Below are 15,955 nucleotides of genomic sequence, written 5' to 3'. Positions count from 1 at the left end.
TTAGAATATTTTGTTTAAGTTTGTGAACCTATTAAATATTTAATTATGAGAAAAAACCTGCTTTTAAATTTAGTTTTAGTTTGTCTTACCGTTTTTGGTTTGCAAAGTTGTGATAATGAGCCGTATGAAGGTCTTATAGGAGATGATATCCCTGCTTTAGAATCTAATTTCCAAGTCGATATAGATGGCGAAACTTTTATAGCAGATCAAGCGCAAGCCTCTACTCAAAACGGAGTTACCATGATTACCGGAATTAAGAATAATGGTACTACCGTCTCACTTCTACTTAATGGAAGCGAAACCGGTACTTTTAATTTAGGTCAAGATGGAAATTCGGGAAGTTATGCTGAAATGGGACAAATTCCTTATATAGTTGATATAGATGATACTGATGCAACCGCAACCGTTTCAGAATATAATTTAGAACAAGGTTATATTTCAGGAGTGTTTTCGTTTACTGTAACGCATACTGTTGATGGTGAAAACGAGGAAGAAGTTACTGAAACATTAGAACTTACCAACGGACAATTTACAAATATTCCGTTAACTTCAGACGTTGGTCCTACACCTACAAATGCAACATTTGAAGTTGAATTAGATGGCGAATTATTCACTTCAGATAATGCGCAAGCAAGCATAAGCAATGATGGATTGGAAATGGCGGCAACTAATGGAAATGCCCAAATGACAATTCAAATCTTTGAAGCTTCTGTAGGAACTTTTACCTTAGGTTCTGGAGCGGGTGCAGAAGGATTAATTTTATATGATCCAGATTCTACTAACGAAAACGGACCGGTTTATAGTTCATCGGAAGGAACATTTACGATTTCTGAAATTAATATGGAAAATAATACGGTAACCGGAGTTTTTAGTGGTGTTTTAGAAGAAGCTACAGGACAAACGGGAGATATCGAAATGACTTTAGGTGTTTTTGAAAATATTCCAGTAAGTACAATGCAAGATACAGATTTTGCGACTGCAAAAATAGATGGAGAAGATTTTACCGCAAGTTTATTTCCGGTAGTTTTTCAAGGAAATAATGTTATTGTAACGTTCGATAATGATTTAAATTCAAGTATTGGTTTAAATTTTCCAGCTGATGTTAGTGAAGGGACTTATACCATAACAGATTCACCAAATAATTATTCTGCAACCTACATTGTAGATGATAATGGTTCAGATATAGTTTATAGATCCATTGCTGGAAGTGGTGAAATAGTAATTAATTCAGTTCAAAATGATGTTGTTACAGGAACATTTAAGTTTGATGCTGAAAATGATAATGGCGATAGCGTTTCTGTTACCGAAGGAGAATTTAGTATCGATATAGGATTCTAAATCAGGAAAAATATTCAATACAAAAAACGCTCTGAAATCTCAGAGCATTTTTTTATTCGTCAAATACAGCTCGTAAAATAATTTTAATTCCTTTAAACATACAAAATATAGCGGCAGCACAAGCAACTATACCTAAAATTAAAACCGCTAAAAACAACGGATGGTTTTTATTCCCAAAAGCGCTATAAAGTACCGATGGACCAATAAGAATTAGTGGCAAAGCGCCGGCTAAATATTGTAATCCTTTATATAAAACTTGTTTATTTGTTCTTTTCATTTTTAATAGCATTTATCGCAGCACGAACACTTTTATATTTTTGAAGCGCTAATTCAGCTTTTTTATCATTTATATTCGTTGCTTTTTTTATCATTTTTATGCCGCGTTCTACCAGCTTTTGATTGCTTAATTGCATATCTACCATTCTATTTCCTTGCACTCTTCCAAATTGAATCATCACAGAAGTAGAAATCATATTTAAAACTTGTTTCTGAGCGGTACCACATTTCATCCGTGAACTTCCGGTAACAAATTCCGGCCCTACATTTACTTCAATAGGAAAATCTGCTGTTTTTGCTAACGGGCTTTCGGGATTGCATGTAATACAACCAGTTTTTATATTATTTTTTTTACACGCTTCTAAGCCGCTAATTACGTATGGCGTCGTCCCTGATGCGGCAATTCCCACTACGATATCTTCATCTGTAATTTGGTGATTTTTTAAATCTTCCCAGCATTGGGTTTTACTATCTTCAGCAAATTCTACTGCGTCTCTAATGGCTTTATCACCGCCGGCAATTATACCAATTACCAAATCTTTTGAAACGCCAAAGGTTGGCGGACATTCACTTGCATCTAAAATTCCTAATCTACCGCTGGTTCCTGCGCCAATGTAAAAAAGTCTTCCGCCGTTTTTTAATTTTTCTGAAATAACACTTGCTAATTTTTCAATTTGCGGAATGCTTTTTTCAACCGCCAGCGGAACTAATTTATCTTCTTTATTAATGGAAGCAAGAATGGTATGGAGCGACATTTTTTCCAAATCATCATAATTCGATTCTTGCTCGGTAATTTTTTTGAAATCGGTCATTGTTTTTTATTCAGGTTGAATTTCGTAATCTATAGAATAGGTTTGAGAAATCCTAAAATAGCCTAACGGAAAATTATCAGGATTAGTAATATTTTGTATATTTCCACGAATTGTGGCCGGCGGCGTGCTAAATGGGTTTCCGCCACCGTTACTGGATTGTTCCAGTAAAATTGAAATATAATTATTAAAGCGTTTGCTAATTCCTTGGATAATGATACCAACGTGGTCTCCAGGTTCAAATTCATCGGCATAATAAGTGGAAACTTGATTTCCATTGAAAAGTTCATCGTCTGTATTGTCTAAGACTCTTCCGTTTCTTTCTGAATAAAATTCAAAATAATAATAATTTTCTTCTTCGGCAGGATCGGTAAAATAAGCTTCTATGCTAATAAGATCGGGATCGAAACTTTTCCCTTTTGCTTGTTCTACATAATCAAAAGGAACAGTAGTTTGTAGTTGGGTAACTCCGCGGTATTCTTCATTATTTGAAATAACGCTAAGCTCATAATCTTGATTTTTAATCATGGGTATGATCTCTCTATATTCGCCACTTCCTTCAAACGTTTCAATTAAAGTTAGGGTTTCATGATTAATGGTAACTTTTACTTCAGCATTAGAAACCGGAGCCATTTCATTACTATAAAAAGGAATAGTTTCCGACAATTTTACAAGTAATTGTGATTGTTCAGTATTTTCATATTGCAAGGCTGTCGCTTCGATAACTAATTTTGATTCGCCTTCATCTAAATCAACAGAAATTACATCTTCACAGGCAAAGCAAACAAAAATCGGGAGTATGAGATAAAAATATTTTTTCATAACTTAAAATTTAAAATTGAAAGTAACCGCGGGAATGATACCGAAAATTGAAAGTCGTGTAGCTTCAGTTCTCATGGTGTCATCATTTTCAGAAAAACTAATTGACGCTGCATTTCTTCGATTGTAAAGGTTGTAAATACTGAAAACCCATTCGGTTTTCCAATCTCTACCGATATTTTTTGAAGGTACATACGTTGCAGAAATATCCAGGTGATGAAAATCTGGGAGTCGATTGCTGTTTCGGCTCGAAAAACTAGGAACGGTTATATCATTATAGCTATATTTTCCATTAGGATAAGTTGTTGGTCTTCCGGTTTGATAAACAAAATTTGCACCAAATTGCCATTTTTTGCTCCATTCATAACTTGCAGTAAGCGATATATCGTGTGGTTTATCCCAACCGGTATTATACCATTCTTCGTTATTAATTCCGATTTCTTCAGGTGTTCTGCCTTCGGTTTTTTGTTGACTTTTAGAAAGTGTATATGCAATCCAGCCGGTTAATTTCCCCGTATTTTTCCGGAATAAAATTTCCAAACCATAAGCGCGTGATTCACCGGGTAAAATCACCTGTTCAATTGCATCGTTCGCAATTAAATCTGCGCCGTTAATATAATCTAATCGGTTTTTAATATTTTTATAATAGGCTTCGGTTTCTAAACTAAATGTATTATCAGCAAATTTTTTAAAATAACCTACTGCAAACTGATCGGCTTTTTGTGGTTCAATATAACGTCCGCTTGGTGCCCAAACATCAAGTGGAGTAGGAGCGTCGGTATTCGAAATTAAATGCAAATATTGATTTATGCGTTGGTAACTTGCTTTTACAGAACTGCTCTCGTTTAATTGATAAGAAGCTGAAATTCTTGGCTCTAGATTAAAAAATGTATTGGTAATTTTTCCTTTAGAGATTTCTAAGGTATCAATTATTGGCGCTTTTTCGTAAATTTTTAGATTCTCGTTAAATAATAAAGGTTGATCGTTTTCATAAATATTCACCTTTTCTTGTCCTAATCTGTAAAATGAATTCAGACGAAATCCGTAAGAAACATTTAATTTTTCTGAAAGTTGCTGTTCAGCATCAACGTAAAATGAATTTTCCCACGCATATTTTTTAGTAAGTTGTTTTTCAATTATTCCAGAATCTTCACGCGAGGGATCAATATAACCGGGATTAAATTGATAATAAGAAGCGTTTAATCCATAATTAAGCTGAATATTTTCAGATAAATAATGGTTAAAATCATATTTTAACGCATAATTTCGAATACCACTTTCCCAATTAAAACCAATAAAATCGATGGTTAAACCGAAATAATAATCAGAAAAGCTAGCATAAAGATTCGAATTTATAGCTTCAGAAAATTGATGGTTCCATTGTAATGTAGTCGAAGTATTTCCATAGGTATTTTTAAAACTTTCATTAATATTAAACACATCCCGACCAAAATAACCCGAAAATGTAAGCGAATTATTTTCATTGATAAGAAAATCGAATTTTGTATTTAAATCGTAGAAATAAGCGGAATTAGGATTGTCTATTAATTTTAAAAAAAGATGCGCGTAAGAACTTCTTCCGGCAACTAAAAAGGAACTTTTATTTTTCTGAATAGGTCCTTCTAATACCAATCTGCTACTTACAACGCCAATTCCGCCGCTGGCTTTAAATTCTTTTTTATTTCCTTTTTTTTGCTGAATTGTTAATACCGAAGAAGCTCGACCACCGTATTTTGCTGGAATTCCACCTTTGTAAAGATCTAGCGATTGAACAGCTTCCGGATTAAAAACCGAAAAGAAACCAAATAAATGAGAATCGCTAAATAAAGTAGTTTCATCAAGCAAAACCAAATTTTGATCTGCCGCGCCACCACGAACATTAAAACCCGAAGAACCTTCACCACTATTACTTACGCCTGGTAAAAGCAATAAAGATTTAATTACGTCGCTTTCACCTAAAACAGTCGGTATTTTTTTTATATCTGAAGCATTTAACGTATTTACACTCATTTGTGGCGAACGTAAATTCAGTTCTTTTTTAGATTGTTTTATAATGACTTCACCTAAACTTTCAGAACCTTGTTTTAATGAAATTTCAAGATATTTATCGGCTTTTAAATTTATTTCCTTAGTAATTTGTTGATAGCCGAGTAAAGAAACTACCAGCTTGTAAGAATCGGGTGAAAGTTTTATTTCAAAATAACCATTTTCATCGGTAAACGTTCCTTTGTTGGTATTTTCTAATAAAATGTTTGCTGCAAAAATTGGTTCGTTTGTTTCAAGGTCGGTTAGTTTTCCACTTAATTTTACAGTTTCCTGTGCAAAACCCATCATAAAAAAAAGTACACAACAAAAAAAGAGATAAAATGATTTTACCATTTTTTCGGGTAAAGATACTTTTTTATTCATTATGCAAAAAGTCTTCTTTAAATCATAAATTTTTCCTAATAAAAAGAAGAAGTTAGAAGTGTATATAATTTTCATAATCCCTATTATAGTCGACTTTTATTGAGTTGAAAGTGTTTTTATCTGAAATACAAATGATTATGGTTTTAAATTAGATTAACAATATAGTTTTGTAGTTCTAAAAAATCATGTATATTTGCGCGGCAAAATTAAAGGCAGTTATTGTATGTTTATAGCGTATATAAGTCCTTTAGAAATATTTTGATTTGAAAAAGAAAATTGCAAAAATTTCAGTGTTGCCGGCTATCGGAGCATTGTTTTTTTTAAGTTTCTCAAGTAAAAAAGAGGCAATCACCGCAAGTGTCTCAACCCAACATGAAGCCGAAGTTTATACGGTGGCTTTAGACGAAGAAGGAGAGGAAAACGTCGTTTATCCTGTTCTGAAAAAAAGTTATTTAGGGTTTAAAGAAGCGGTTGGTTTTAAAGAATCCAGAGGAAACTATAAAATCATTAATCAATTTGGCTACCTTGGTAAATACCAGTTCGGTAAAGGAACCTTAGAACTCATCGGTATTTACAACACACAAGAATTTCTTTCTAATCCAGAATTGCAAGAAGCTGCGTTTTACGCAAATGCTTCACGAAATAAATGGATTTTAAGAAGGGAAATTAAAAATTATGTGGGTAAAAAAATGAATGGTGTTGAAATTACCGAATCAGGAATTTTGGCAGCAGCTCATTTAGCCGGCCCTGGAAGTGTGAAAAAATATTTGCGAAGTGGTGGAGTGCAAGGTTTTTCTGATGCTTTTGGCACAAGTATTCGTTATTATTTAAATAAATTTAAAGGATACGATACTTCTTTTGTAGCTCCAAATAGAAAAGCAAAAGCCAAAATTAAAAATAACTTCAAGCGTATTGCCGCACTATAATTGGCTACGTCAAAGGTTTTAATACCTAGAGACTTTTCTCGAAATTTTAAATACTTGTTTGGTAAAATAGCCGTGGGTTTAATCTGATATAGTTGATTAAATTTCTTTTTGAATAATAAAAATCGCCGGTCTTTTATGAAGATCGAGTTTGGTTTTTTTCCATTCGGCTACGGTTTTAGTTTTAATATATTCCGTGGCTAAAGTTACTTCACAACCAATGCAGATTTTTGTAGTAGGTGTTAAATGTTGCAATAAATCTTGGAAGAATTTATCGTTTCGGTAAGGAGTTTCAATAAAAATTTGCGCTTGATTTAATTCCAACGATAAGCGTTCCAATTTTTTGAGATGCTGTTTTCGTTCAGATTTATCAATAGGTAAATATCCATGAAATGCAAAATTTTGACCGTTTAACCCGCTACTCATCATTGTCAAGAAAATAGAAGAAGGTCCAACTAACGGAACCACTTGAATATTTTTTTCATGCGCTAAACGAACAATATCTGCGCCAGGATCTGCAATTCCAGGGCAACCGGCTTCACTTAAAACGCCTACATTTATTCCTTCTGAACAGGGATCTAAAAAGGAAGGTAATTCACTTTCTTCAGTAAATTTATTTAAGAGCTGAAAATGAAGAGAAGGTTGTGATTTATTCGGAACAATTTTTTTTATAAATCGTCGTGCGGTCTTTTCATTTTCAGCAATATAATAATCGATTTCTTCAATCTTTTTTCTAACCGAGAGCGGTAAAGTTTCCAGTGGCGGTTGTTCTCCTAAGGTAGTTGGTATTAAATAAAGTTTCCCCGGTTGAAAATTTGCTTGAAGATTTTCTGCCATATTAATTTATAATAAATTGTTTCGTGTATTGTTGCTGTTGAGCTCCTGTAATTTTAAGGAAATAATTTCCGGCTGACAAATTATTTACTGAAATTATAGTTTCTTTTTTATGCACAGGAATCTCACTTATTTTTTGACCGAGCATAGAAAATAATTCCACTTTTTGAATTAATTCATTGCTTTTTAAAGACAATTGCCCGTTTGTAGGATTTGGATATACAGAAATTTTAATTTTTTCTGAAGAATTAACACTTAAATTCTGATCGACTACTTTGTAAATATCTCCACTTCCAATTCCAGCAACATATAGATTTCCGTTTATGTCTTGACCAAAAGAAGCAAAACTATTTCCCGAAAACGGACCGAAATAGGAAATATTACCATTGGCATCTACGGTAGCAATTTCATCACTACAAAAATCGGCGAAAATATATTTACCGATAAGGTTAGAAAATTCTGTTCCGCGATAAACATAGCCACCGGTGATTGAACATTTATTTGCTCCTGAATTAGTGTGTGAATATTCAGCGAAGGGAAAGGTAATTTCATTTTGAGAAGGACAATTACCCGATGTGTCGAAAACCGTTGAAGCTTCATAACAACGCCAACCGAAATTAGCAGCTTCCGCATTGCTAACTTTGTTTATTTCTTCAAATTCATTTTGCCCAACGTCTGCGATCCAAAGTTCACCGTTCTCAGCATCAAATGAAAACTTCCAAGGATTTCTTAACCCATAAGCATAAATTTCATCTTCAGCATTATTATCATTTACAAATGGATTATCTGAAGGAATATACGGCGCTGGAATGTCAACATCTAAGCGTAATAATTTACCCAAGAGCGTAGTTAAATTTTGGGCGTTGTCATTTGGATCTCCACCGCTGCCACCATCGCCTGTCGCAACATAAAGCATTCCGTCTGGACCAAATGCAATGCATCCGCCGTTATGATTTGAAAACGGTTGAGTTATAGTTAACATAACTGTTTCTGAATTCGCATCGGCTATATCTGGATTTCCGCTATCTACTGAAAATTCAGATAAAACAGAATCTCCAGAAGAATTGGTGTAATACACATAAAATAATCCGTTGGTTTGATAATCAGGATGAAAAGCTAAACCCAGTAAACCGCGCTCTCCGCCCGTTGAAATTTGAGAAGAAATGTCTAAGAAAGGAGAAGAATTTGTGTTACCATTTGTATCTACAATTTGGATCGTTCCCCCTTGTTCTACAATAAAAAGGCGTGTGTCACCAGCGTTTTGAATGTTTAACGGACTTGTAAATCCCGAGGCAAACAATTCAATGTCCAGATCTTCTTGTCCATTTGCTATCCCATAGCAAATGAAAATTAAGCAAAGTAATAATCTTTTCATGATTTTAAGGATTATGGTTTGCTTAAATATACGAAAATAGCGTAATAACTATTTGATTTCGTGCGCAATAATATTTGTGGCTTCGTCTAGCATTTGGTAAACATTTTCGAAGCCATGTTCGCCACCGTAATAAGGGTCGGGAACGTCTTTATTTTCGTCTGGGTAAATTTTATTAAGAATTAAATTTACTTTATCACGATCTTTTTCATTTCGAGCTAAGCTTAAAATATCAGAATAATTCGATTTGTCCATTACAAAAATATAGTCGAAGGTATCGAAATCTTCAACTGAAAATTGTCTTCCTCTTTGCGAAGTTATATCTAACCCGTGTCTTTTTGCAGTTGCAATAGAGCGTTCATCAGGTAGATCGCCAATATGATAATTTGAGGTTGCTGCTGAATCTACTTCAACTTTGTCAGGATCTACTTTCGATTTTAATAAACCTTCGGCTAGAGGAGATCTGCAAATATTTCCTAAGCAAACCATTAACACTTTTGTTTTCATACTTAAAGCGTCAGTTTTTTATTAAGGTCTTCTACAAATTTTTTGAATTGCTTATCGGTCGTAGATAAGTTAGTTACGGTTTTGCAAGCGTGTAAAACAGTGGCGTGATCGCGTTTCCCAATTTGTGTTCCAATACTCGCTAACGAAGCTTTGGTTAATTTTTTCGCAAAAAACATTGCTAATTGTCTAGCTTGAACAATATGACGTTTTCTGGTTTTAGATTGTAACGTATCTACATCCATCTGGAAATAGTCGCTCACCACTTTTTGAATGTATTCTATAGAAACTTCTTTCTTGGTGTTCTTTACGTAATTTTCAACTATTTTTTTAGCCAGTTCTAACGTAATATCTTTCTTATTAAAAGAAGAATGGGCGATAAGCGAAATAATTGCGCCTTCTAATTCACGAATATTCGTTTTAATATTATTGGCTAAATATTCTATAATCTCTTCGGGCATTTCTACGCCGTCACGATATAATTTATTTTTAATGATTGAAATTCGAGTCTCAAAATCGGGTTGTTGTAACTCAGCTGAAAGTCCCCATTTAAAGCGTGATAATAAACGTTGTTCGATATCTTGCATATCAACTGGCGCTTTATCACTCGTTAAAATTACTTGTTTTCCATTTTGGTGTAAATGATTAAAAATATGGAAGAAAACATCTTGCGTTCCCGCTTTTCCTGAGAGTAACTGAATATCATCTACAATTAATACGTCGATAATTTGATAAAAGTGAATAAAATCGTTTCTATTATTCTTTTTTACCGACTCGATATATTGTTGTGTAAATTTTTCAGCTGAAATATATAAAACCGTTTTTTCAGGATATTTATCTTTTATTTCAACTCCAATTGCGTGCGCTAAATGGGTTTTTCCTAAACCAACACCACCAAAAATTAAAAGTGGATTAAACGAAGTTCCACCAGGTTTGTTAGAAACTGCTTGTCCTGCAGATCTCGCCAAACGGTTTGAGTCGCCTTCCAAAAAATTATCGAAACTATAATTCGGGTTTAATTGCGAATCTATTTTTACGTTTCGAATTCCAGGAATGACAAATGGATTTTTAAGTTCCGGACTTTTATTTTTCAGAGGAACATCTACTTCTTGAGATGAAACGTTACTTCGTTGTGAACTCGGAATCTTCTCTGTAAACGGCTGTTTATTTCCGTAAGTGTTTTCCATTTTAATAACGTACACCAATTTGGCTTTTTCCCCTAATTCTCGAGTTAAAGAAACCTTCAATAATTTTACATAGTGCTCTTCTAACCATTCATAGAAAAATTTAGAAGGCACCTGAATGCTTAACGCGCAATCGGTAAGTTTTACTGCTTTAATAGGCTCAAACCAAGTTTTATAGGCTTGTGGAGTAATATTATCCTGAATAAATGAGAGACAATTTACCCAAACTGAGTCAGCAGTTTTACCCATAATCTATTGAAAGTTTATTTATTTGTTATTAAAAAAAAGTCAAAAAATGAGGCGTTTAAAAAGTATTAAACGAGCATCATTTTGGAGCAACAAATATGTGAACAAAAAAAGTAATAAAAAAACAGATTGGGTATTGAATTTATCCTTTTTTTTTCTCATACTTAAAATCTGAATAAACTTACAAAATCTATTTCATAAAATACCGATAAAATCCATGAAAACTTATTCTTCTAAAGTTCGTGTACGTTATGCAGAAACCGACCAAATGGGTGTTGTTCACCACGGGAACTACGCTCAATACTTGGAATTAGCTCGAATTGAGTGGATGGAGCAATTTGGAGTTTCTTATAAAGGAATGGAGGAAAATGGGGTAATGTTACCTATTTATGAAATGAATTTTAAATTTAGGAATCCTGCTAAATTTGATGATATTTTAACCATTGAAACTACCCTAGAAAATGCACCTGAAGTTAAGATAGAATTCAGCTATAAAATTTACAATCAAAATAAAGAATTATTAACAACGGCTTCTACGGTTTTGGTTTTTACAGATATGAAAACAAAAAAAATTACCCGTTGCCCAAAATATATTTTAGAAGCTATCGGAATGTAATTTATTGGGACCGCCAAAGGGTATAATAATCCGAGGCTTGCCTCAAAATTGAATATTTGTTTTATGATGTATGCTTTTTGGGGTTGCTCCGAGGTAGTTTACTCTACTTCTTCAATTTTTACACCGTAGATGTAATCGAAAATATCGTAGATCGATTCGGCTTCATTTTCGCGAACGGAAATAAAAATTTTACAATCAATTAGGAATTCTTGTTTCAGCACGTTTAGATTTTTTTCTTTCAAAACGCGCATCACTTTATTCATATCAGGATAATCGAAGGTGATTTTGTATTCGTTATCAATAGTTTTGGTTACAATTTCTGAATTTTCCAAAGCCAATTGCGCGCCGGTTCGGTACGCATTTATTAAGCCGCCAACGCCTAATTTTGTTCCGCCGAAATAACGAACTACAACTACTAAAATATTGGTAACTTCAAACGATTGTAACTGACCGTAAATTGGCATTCCCGCAGAATTTGAAGGTTCTCCATCATCATTAGCGCGGTAATGTTCGTAACGTTTTCCTAATTGCCAAGCGTAACACCAATGTCTTGCTTTATGGTGTTTTCCTTTTAATTCTTCAATATAAAAATTAACGTCTTCCTCATTTTTCACCGGAAATGCATAGCCTAAAAATTTGCTTCCGCGGTCTTTAAAAAGTCCTTCTTCTCCGGGTTTTAAAATAGTTTTGTAAACGTCTTTTTCCAAATTAATAAGTTGTATAGGCGACTAAAATAATACTTACAATTGCTAACGCAATACCAATCCAATTTTTTCTAAGCAGTTTCTCTTGAAAAAATAGAATTCCTAAAAGTGTAGAAAGCATTACAATAGCCACGTTATTAATTATAAAAACAGTAGAACTGTCTAAACTTCCGCGTAATGCGTTAATAAAAAAGTAAATTGAAAAATAATTGGGAATTCCTAACGCAATTCCGCCAATTAATTCTTTATAAGTGAATTTAATTTTCTTCTGAAAAAACTGAAGCAAACCGGCAATAATTCCTACAACAGCGGCACATAAAAATACACCGGTAGAGAAAAAGGCCACATCGTTTTCGGCTACATAATTTTCTTCTAAAAATTTAATTAAAGTTTCGATAACGCCACTTCCCAGAAAAACCAACAGTGGAAAAATGAGATTTTTTTGTTCCACTTTAATTCCCTTTTTTGTTTTTATGGAAGCCAAATAAACCGCGACTAAGGCTAAAATAATTCCGAGGACTTTTAAAATTCCGGTCGTTTCGTTATAATAAAAAATCACGAATACAATCGGAATTGCTACACTCATTTTACTGGCTACCGAAACCACCGAAAGTCCGCTCTTTTGTGTCGTGGCAGCCATTAAATTAAAAACCGTAATAAATAGAACCCCTAAAATTAAACTTCCTACAAACCAATTTTGTTCGGTAATTTCGGTAAGCGTAATCGGTTTGCTATGCATTACGTAGCCGGCAATTGTTGCCGTAAAATAATTTATTACAATCGCATATAACGTATTGATTTTAAAATTGTCGAGCAATTTAAAAACCACATAAATCATGCTCGAAGACAGAATGCTGAGTAAAAGATAAATCAAAATAAATGTGCGTTTTTAGTGAATAAATCAACAATTTCTTCGGTTTGCGGATTGATATTCCACGTATAAAATCCTAATGCTTTTGCCGCTTCAGTGTTTTCTTTGGTATCGTCGATAAATAAAATTTCTTGGGGTTGTAAATCGTGTTTTTCTAGAATAAATTCATAAATATCGGCATTCGGTTTTCTAAAATTTATTTCGTGCGAAAGGTAAAAGGCGTCAAAACAATTTCTAAAATCTTCAAAGCTTTCCACATTTTCTTTTACCCAATTTATATGAAGTTCGTTCGTGTTACTCAATAAAATTAATTGATACTTTTTTTCTTCTGCCAGTTGCTGTAAAAATTTTAAGCGTTTTTCGGGTAATTCCACTAAAATTGAATTCCATGCTTCTTCTAATTTTTCTGAAGCTGTTTCCGGAAGTTGTGTTTGATAAAATGAAATAAATTCTTCTGAAGAAATCTCACCGATTTCGTATAACTTATTTTGCTTCAGCATTTCTTCAGAAAAAGAAGTCAACCCTAATTCTTGAAGTTTTCGCGCTGTTGCTGGTTTGTCTAGCGTTAAAAAAACATCGCCAAAATCAAAAAGTAGCGTTTTAATCATTTTTATAAATACTTAAATTATTATCACCAATTTCTTCCGAAGCAATTTTATTTCCTACAAAAGTTGGCGCTTTTATGCCTTCTTCTAAAAAAACAGAACCGGTAAAAACGCGCGCTTCATCCCATAAATTTTTATCAATAAAACTTTGCAAGGTTTGTTGACCGCCTTCAATAATTACCGATTGAAATTCTTTCTGATATAAATGATCACAAATTTGCTGCGGAACATTTTCTTCAAAATTAATAGGTATAAAAGTCAGGTTTTCTTGATTTTTAGATGAACTATTTTCTGTAAAAACGAATGTTGAAATTTTTCCATCAAACAAATGGGAGTTTTTAGGAATTTTCAGATTTCTATCAATCACAATTCTCGTAGGATTTTCACCTTCCACTAATCGCGTATTCAATTTCGGGTTATCTTTTATCGCCGTATTTGTTCCCACTAAAATTGCTTGTTCTTCTGAACGCCATTTGTGGACTAATTGCTTACTTTTTTCATTAGAAATCCATACCGGTTTTCGCTCATTTTGCTGAAGTGGCGCGATAAAACCATCTTTTGTTTGTGCCCATTTTAAAATAATATAAGGTCGCTTTTTTTTATGAAACGTAAAAAATCGTTTGTTCAATTCTTGGCATTCTTTTTCTAAAACTCCCAAAACCACTTCGCAACCCGCGTTCATTAATTTTTGAATTCCACGTCCTGCAACTTTCGCAAACGGATCCATCGTTCCGATCACTACTTTTTTAATTCCTTTTTCAATAATTAAATCGCTACACGGCGGCGTTTTTCCGAAATGACTACACGGTTCTAAACTCACATAAATAGTCGCTTTTTTTAGAAGTTTTTTATCTTCAACGGAATGAATCGCATTGACTTCAGCGTGGGGTTTTCCAGCTTTTTGATGCCAACCTTCGCCAATAATTTCATTTTTATAAACCAGTACACTTCCAACCAACGGATTCGGGTAGGTTTTTCCTTCGGCGTTTTTCGCCAGTTGAATGCATCTATTTATATATTTTTCGTGTATTTTCACGCTCAAAGTTTAGCAGCCTGTTTGAGGTCAAAAATAGCATGAATATTCTACAATGAGCAACCCAATTATACGACCGATACAAAAAGAAGATAATCCGTTTGTAGCCAAGATTATTCGTGAAGTTTTGGTAGAAAATGGCGCTCCAAAAGTCGGCACCGCTTATGAAGATGAAACGCTCGATATAATGTTTGAAACCTACCAAGCAGCGCGAATGGAATATTTTGTAGTGGAAGAAAACAATAAAATAATTGGTGCTGCCGGGATTGCCCCTTTGGCTGGAGAAGAAAATTCGGTTTGCGAATTGCAAAAAATGTATTTTTCTGCTGAAGCGCGCGGTCGCGGAATTGGCGCAAAAATGATGGGCGTTTGTTTACATTTTGCCAGAGAAAATTTTTATAAAAAATGCTATTTAGAAACTTTGCCGACTATGAAAGCCGCAAAAAAATTATATATAAAAAGCGGATTTCAAGAAGTTGATTACAGAATGGGAACAACCGGGCATTTTTCGTGTACGGTTTGGATGCTAAAAGAGTTGTAAAATGCAGTTGAATCAATTAAAATTGGAGTTTATAAATGCGTTGCAAAATACGTTTCCTTCCACAGAAATTGAATCGTTTTTTTATTTGCTCACCGAAGCTTATTTAAAAATGAATCGCTTAGAAGTGGCTTTAAATTCCGATACAACAATTACTGAAAAAAATAAGGAACTTTTCTTTAAAGCGATAGAGCGATTAAAAAATCATGAACCAATTCAGTATATAATTGGGAATACCGAATTTTACGGACTTCCTTTTAAAGTGAATCGAAATGTGTTAATTCCACGACCCGAAACCGAAGAATTAATCGAATGGATTATTCAAGATATAAAAAAAATAACCGAAAAAAATTCAACATTCAAGATTTTAGATATCGGTACCGGAAGCGGTTGCATCCCAATTAGTTTGGCAAAAGAACTTCCGAAGGCGAATGTGAGTTCTATAGATATTTCCGCTAAAGCGATAGAATTGGCAAAATTGAATGCAAAAATCAATAACGTTTCGGTTACATTTTTTCAGCAAGATATTTTGGTAACCGAAGACTTAGAGAAAAAATATGAGGTAATTGTCTCTAATCCGCCTTACGTTAGAAATCTGGAAAAAGAGCAAATGCAAAAAAATGTGCTGGATTATGAACCTGAAATTGCATTGTATGTAGATAATGAAGATCCGTTAATTTTTTATAGAAAAATTGCGCAGTTGGCTAAAAATGCATTGACAGAAAACGGCGCTTTATATTTTGAAATCAATCAATATTTAGCTGAAGAATTAAAGCAATTATTACAAAAAGAAGGTTTTCAGCAAATTGAATTGAAAAAAGATATTTACGAAAATTATAGAATGTGTAAAGCAACTTTGTAAATTTATAGAAAC

General features: G+C 33.6%; 17 protein-coding genes. 5 read left to right on the top strand and 12 right to left on the bottom strand.

Features of this window, described 5'->3' with window-relative positions; translation table 11 throughout:
• Positions 1 to 45: 45 nt before the first annotated feature.
• Positions 46 to 1,338: a DUF6252 family protein gene (locus ACFFGL_RS01515; protein ID WP_309727261.1), complete on the top strand. Its 1,293-nt coding sequence runs from the start codon at positions 46 to 48 to the stop codon at positions 1,336 to 1,338.
• 52 nt (positions 1,339 to 1,390) lie between these two features.
• Here ACFFGL_RS01515 and ACFFGL_RS01510 read toward each other — a convergent pair whose 3' ends face one another.
• The 4 genes from ACFFGL_RS01510 to ACFFGL_RS01495 are packed head-to-tail and all read right to left on the bottom strand — an operon-like array spanning position 1,391 to position 5,726.
• Entirely contained in the window at positions 1,391 to 1,615 is a 225-nt protein-coding gene (locus ACFFGL_RS01510) for a DUF6095 family protein (RefSeq protein ID WP_309727260.1), read from the bottom strand.
• Positions 1,599 to 2,426 carry an N-acetylmuramic acid 6-phosphate etherase gene (gene murQ / locus ACFFGL_RS01505; protein ID WP_309727259.1) on the bottom strand — a complete coding sequence of 276 codons (828 nt, stop codon included), beginning with the start codon at positions 2,424 to 2,426 and terminating at the stop codon, positions 1,599 to 1,601. The genes ACFFGL_RS01510 and murQ overlap by 17 nt, the downstream gene beginning before the upstream one ends.
• Before the next feature lie 6 nt (positions 2,427 to 2,432).
• A complete protein-coding gene (locus ACFFGL_RS01500; protein WP_309727258.1) occupies positions 2,433 to 3,245 on the bottom strand; it encodes a DUF4249 domain-containing protein in 813 nt (270 codons plus the stop codon).
• Between the two features lie 3 nt (positions 3,246 to 3,248).
• A complete protein-coding gene (locus ACFFGL_RS01495; RefSeq protein WP_378927835.1) occupies positions 3,249 to 5,726 on the bottom strand; it encodes a TonB-dependent receptor in 2,478 nt (825 codons plus the stop codon).
• 188 nt (positions 5,727 to 5,914) lie between these two features.
• Here ACFFGL_RS01495 and ACFFGL_RS01490 point away from each other — a divergent pair, with 188 nt between their 5' ends.
• Entirely contained in the window at positions 5,915 to 6,577 is a 663-nt protein-coding gene (locus ACFFGL_RS01490; RefSeq protein WP_309727256.1) for a peptidoglycan-binding protein LysM, read from the top strand.
• 96 nt (positions 6,578 to 6,673) lie between these two features.
• On the opposite strand, the gene ACFFGL_RS01485 is transcribed toward ACFFGL_RS01490, so the two are convergent.
• The 4 genes from ACFFGL_RS01485 to dnaA are packed head-to-tail and all read right to left on the bottom strand — an operon-like array spanning position 6,674 to position 10,717.
• Positions 6,674 to 7,411 carry an SAM-dependent methyltransferase gene (locus ACFFGL_RS01485; RefSeq protein WP_309727255.1) on the bottom strand — a complete coding sequence of 246 codons (738 nt, stop codon included), beginning with the start codon at positions 7,409 to 7,411 and terminating at the stop codon, positions 6,674 to 6,676.
• A 1-nt stretch (position 7,412) separates the two neighbouring features.
• Positions 7,413 to 8,783 (bottom strand): PQQ-dependent sugar dehydrogenase, encoded by a 1,371-nt coding sequence (locus ACFFGL_RS01480; protein WP_309727254.1) that lies wholly within the window; start codon positions 8,781 to 8,783, stop codon positions 7,413 to 7,415.
• A gap of 48 nt (positions 8,784 to 8,831) precedes the next feature.
• A complete protein-coding gene (locus ACFFGL_RS01475) occupies positions 8,832 to 9,287 on the bottom strand; it encodes a low molecular weight protein-tyrosine-phosphatase (protein WP_309727253.1) in 456 nt (151 codons plus the stop codon).
• A gap of 2 nt (positions 9,288 to 9,289) precedes the next feature.
• Positions 9,290 to 10,717 carry a chromosomal replication initiator protein DnaA gene (dnaA, locus tag ACFFGL_RS01470; RefSeq protein WP_309727252.1) on the bottom strand — a complete coding sequence of 476 codons (1,428 nt, stop codon included), beginning with the start codon at positions 10,715 to 10,717 and terminating at the stop codon, positions 9,290 to 9,292.
• Between the two features lie 214 nt (positions 10,718 to 10,931).
• On the opposite strand from dnaA, the gene ACFFGL_RS01465 reads away from it, so the two are divergent.
• Complete coding sequence (locus ACFFGL_RS01465; protein ID WP_309727251.1) at positions 10,932 to 11,330, top strand: acyl-CoA thioesterase; 399 nt, start codon at positions 10,932 to 10,934, stop codon at positions 11,328 to 11,330.
• A gap of 98 nt (positions 11,331 to 11,428) precedes the next feature.
• Here the strand turns inward: ACFFGL_RS01465 and ACFFGL_RS01460 are convergent, their stop codons facing one another.
• From ACFFGL_RS01460 to ribD, 4 genes are read right to left on the bottom strand one after another with little or no spacing between them, the layout of a single operon-like run.
• Positions 11,429 to 12,043, bottom strand: a complete 615-nt coding sequence (locus ACFFGL_RS01460) for an IMPACT family protein (RefSeq protein WP_374708752.1) — start codon at positions 12,041 to 12,043, stop codon at positions 11,429 to 11,431.
• Positions 12,039 to 12,908, bottom strand: coding sequence for an EamA family transporter (locus tag ACFFGL_RS01455; protein ID WP_309727249.1), 870 nt, complete (start codon positions 12,906 to 12,908; stop codon positions 12,039 to 12,041). Before ACFFGL_RS01455 ends, ACFFGL_RS01460 begins: the two co-directional genes overlap by 5 nt.
• Entirely contained in the window at positions 12,905 to 13,513 is a 609-nt protein-coding gene (locus ACFFGL_RS01450) for an HAD family hydrolase (RefSeq protein ID WP_309727248.1), read from the bottom strand. The genes ACFFGL_RS01455 and ACFFGL_RS01450 overlap by 4 nt, the downstream gene beginning before the upstream one ends.
• Positions 13,506 to 14,546: a bifunctional diaminohydroxyphosphoribosylaminopyrimidine deaminase/5-amino-6-(5-phosphoribosylamino)uracil reductase RibD gene (gene ribD, locus ACFFGL_RS01445; protein ID WP_309727247.1), complete on the bottom strand. Its 1,041-nt coding sequence runs from the start codon at positions 14,544 to 14,546 to the stop codon at positions 13,506 to 13,508. The genes ACFFGL_RS01450 and ribD overlap by 8 nt, the downstream gene beginning before the upstream one ends.
• A 52-nt stretch (positions 14,547 to 14,598) precedes the next feature.
• On the opposite strand from ribD, the gene ACFFGL_RS01440 reads away from it, so the two are divergent.
• Complete coding sequence (locus ACFFGL_RS01440) at positions 14,599 to 15,084, top strand: GNAT family N-acetyltransferase (protein ID WP_309727246.1); 486 nt, start codon at positions 14,599 to 14,601, stop codon at positions 15,082 to 15,084.
• A gap of 1 nt (position 15,085) precedes the next feature.
• Positions 15,086 to 15,943 carry a peptide chain release factor N(5)-glutamine methyltransferase gene (prmC, locus tag ACFFGL_RS01435; RefSeq protein ID WP_309727245.1) on the top strand — a complete coding sequence of 286 codons (858 nt, stop codon included), beginning with the start codon at positions 15,086 to 15,088 and terminating at the stop codon, positions 15,941 to 15,943.
• The last annotated feature ends 12 nt before the right edge of the window (positions 15,944 to 15,955 follow it).

The sequence above is a fragment of the Mesonia maritima genome (genome assembly GCF_042433895.1).
Lineage (GTDB): Bacteria > Bacteroidota > Bacteroidia > Flavobacteriales > Flavobacteriaceae > Mesonia > Mesonia maritima.
Note: the sequence above shows the minus strand (reverse complement) of the source record. Positions and strands in the feature narration are given on the sequence as shown.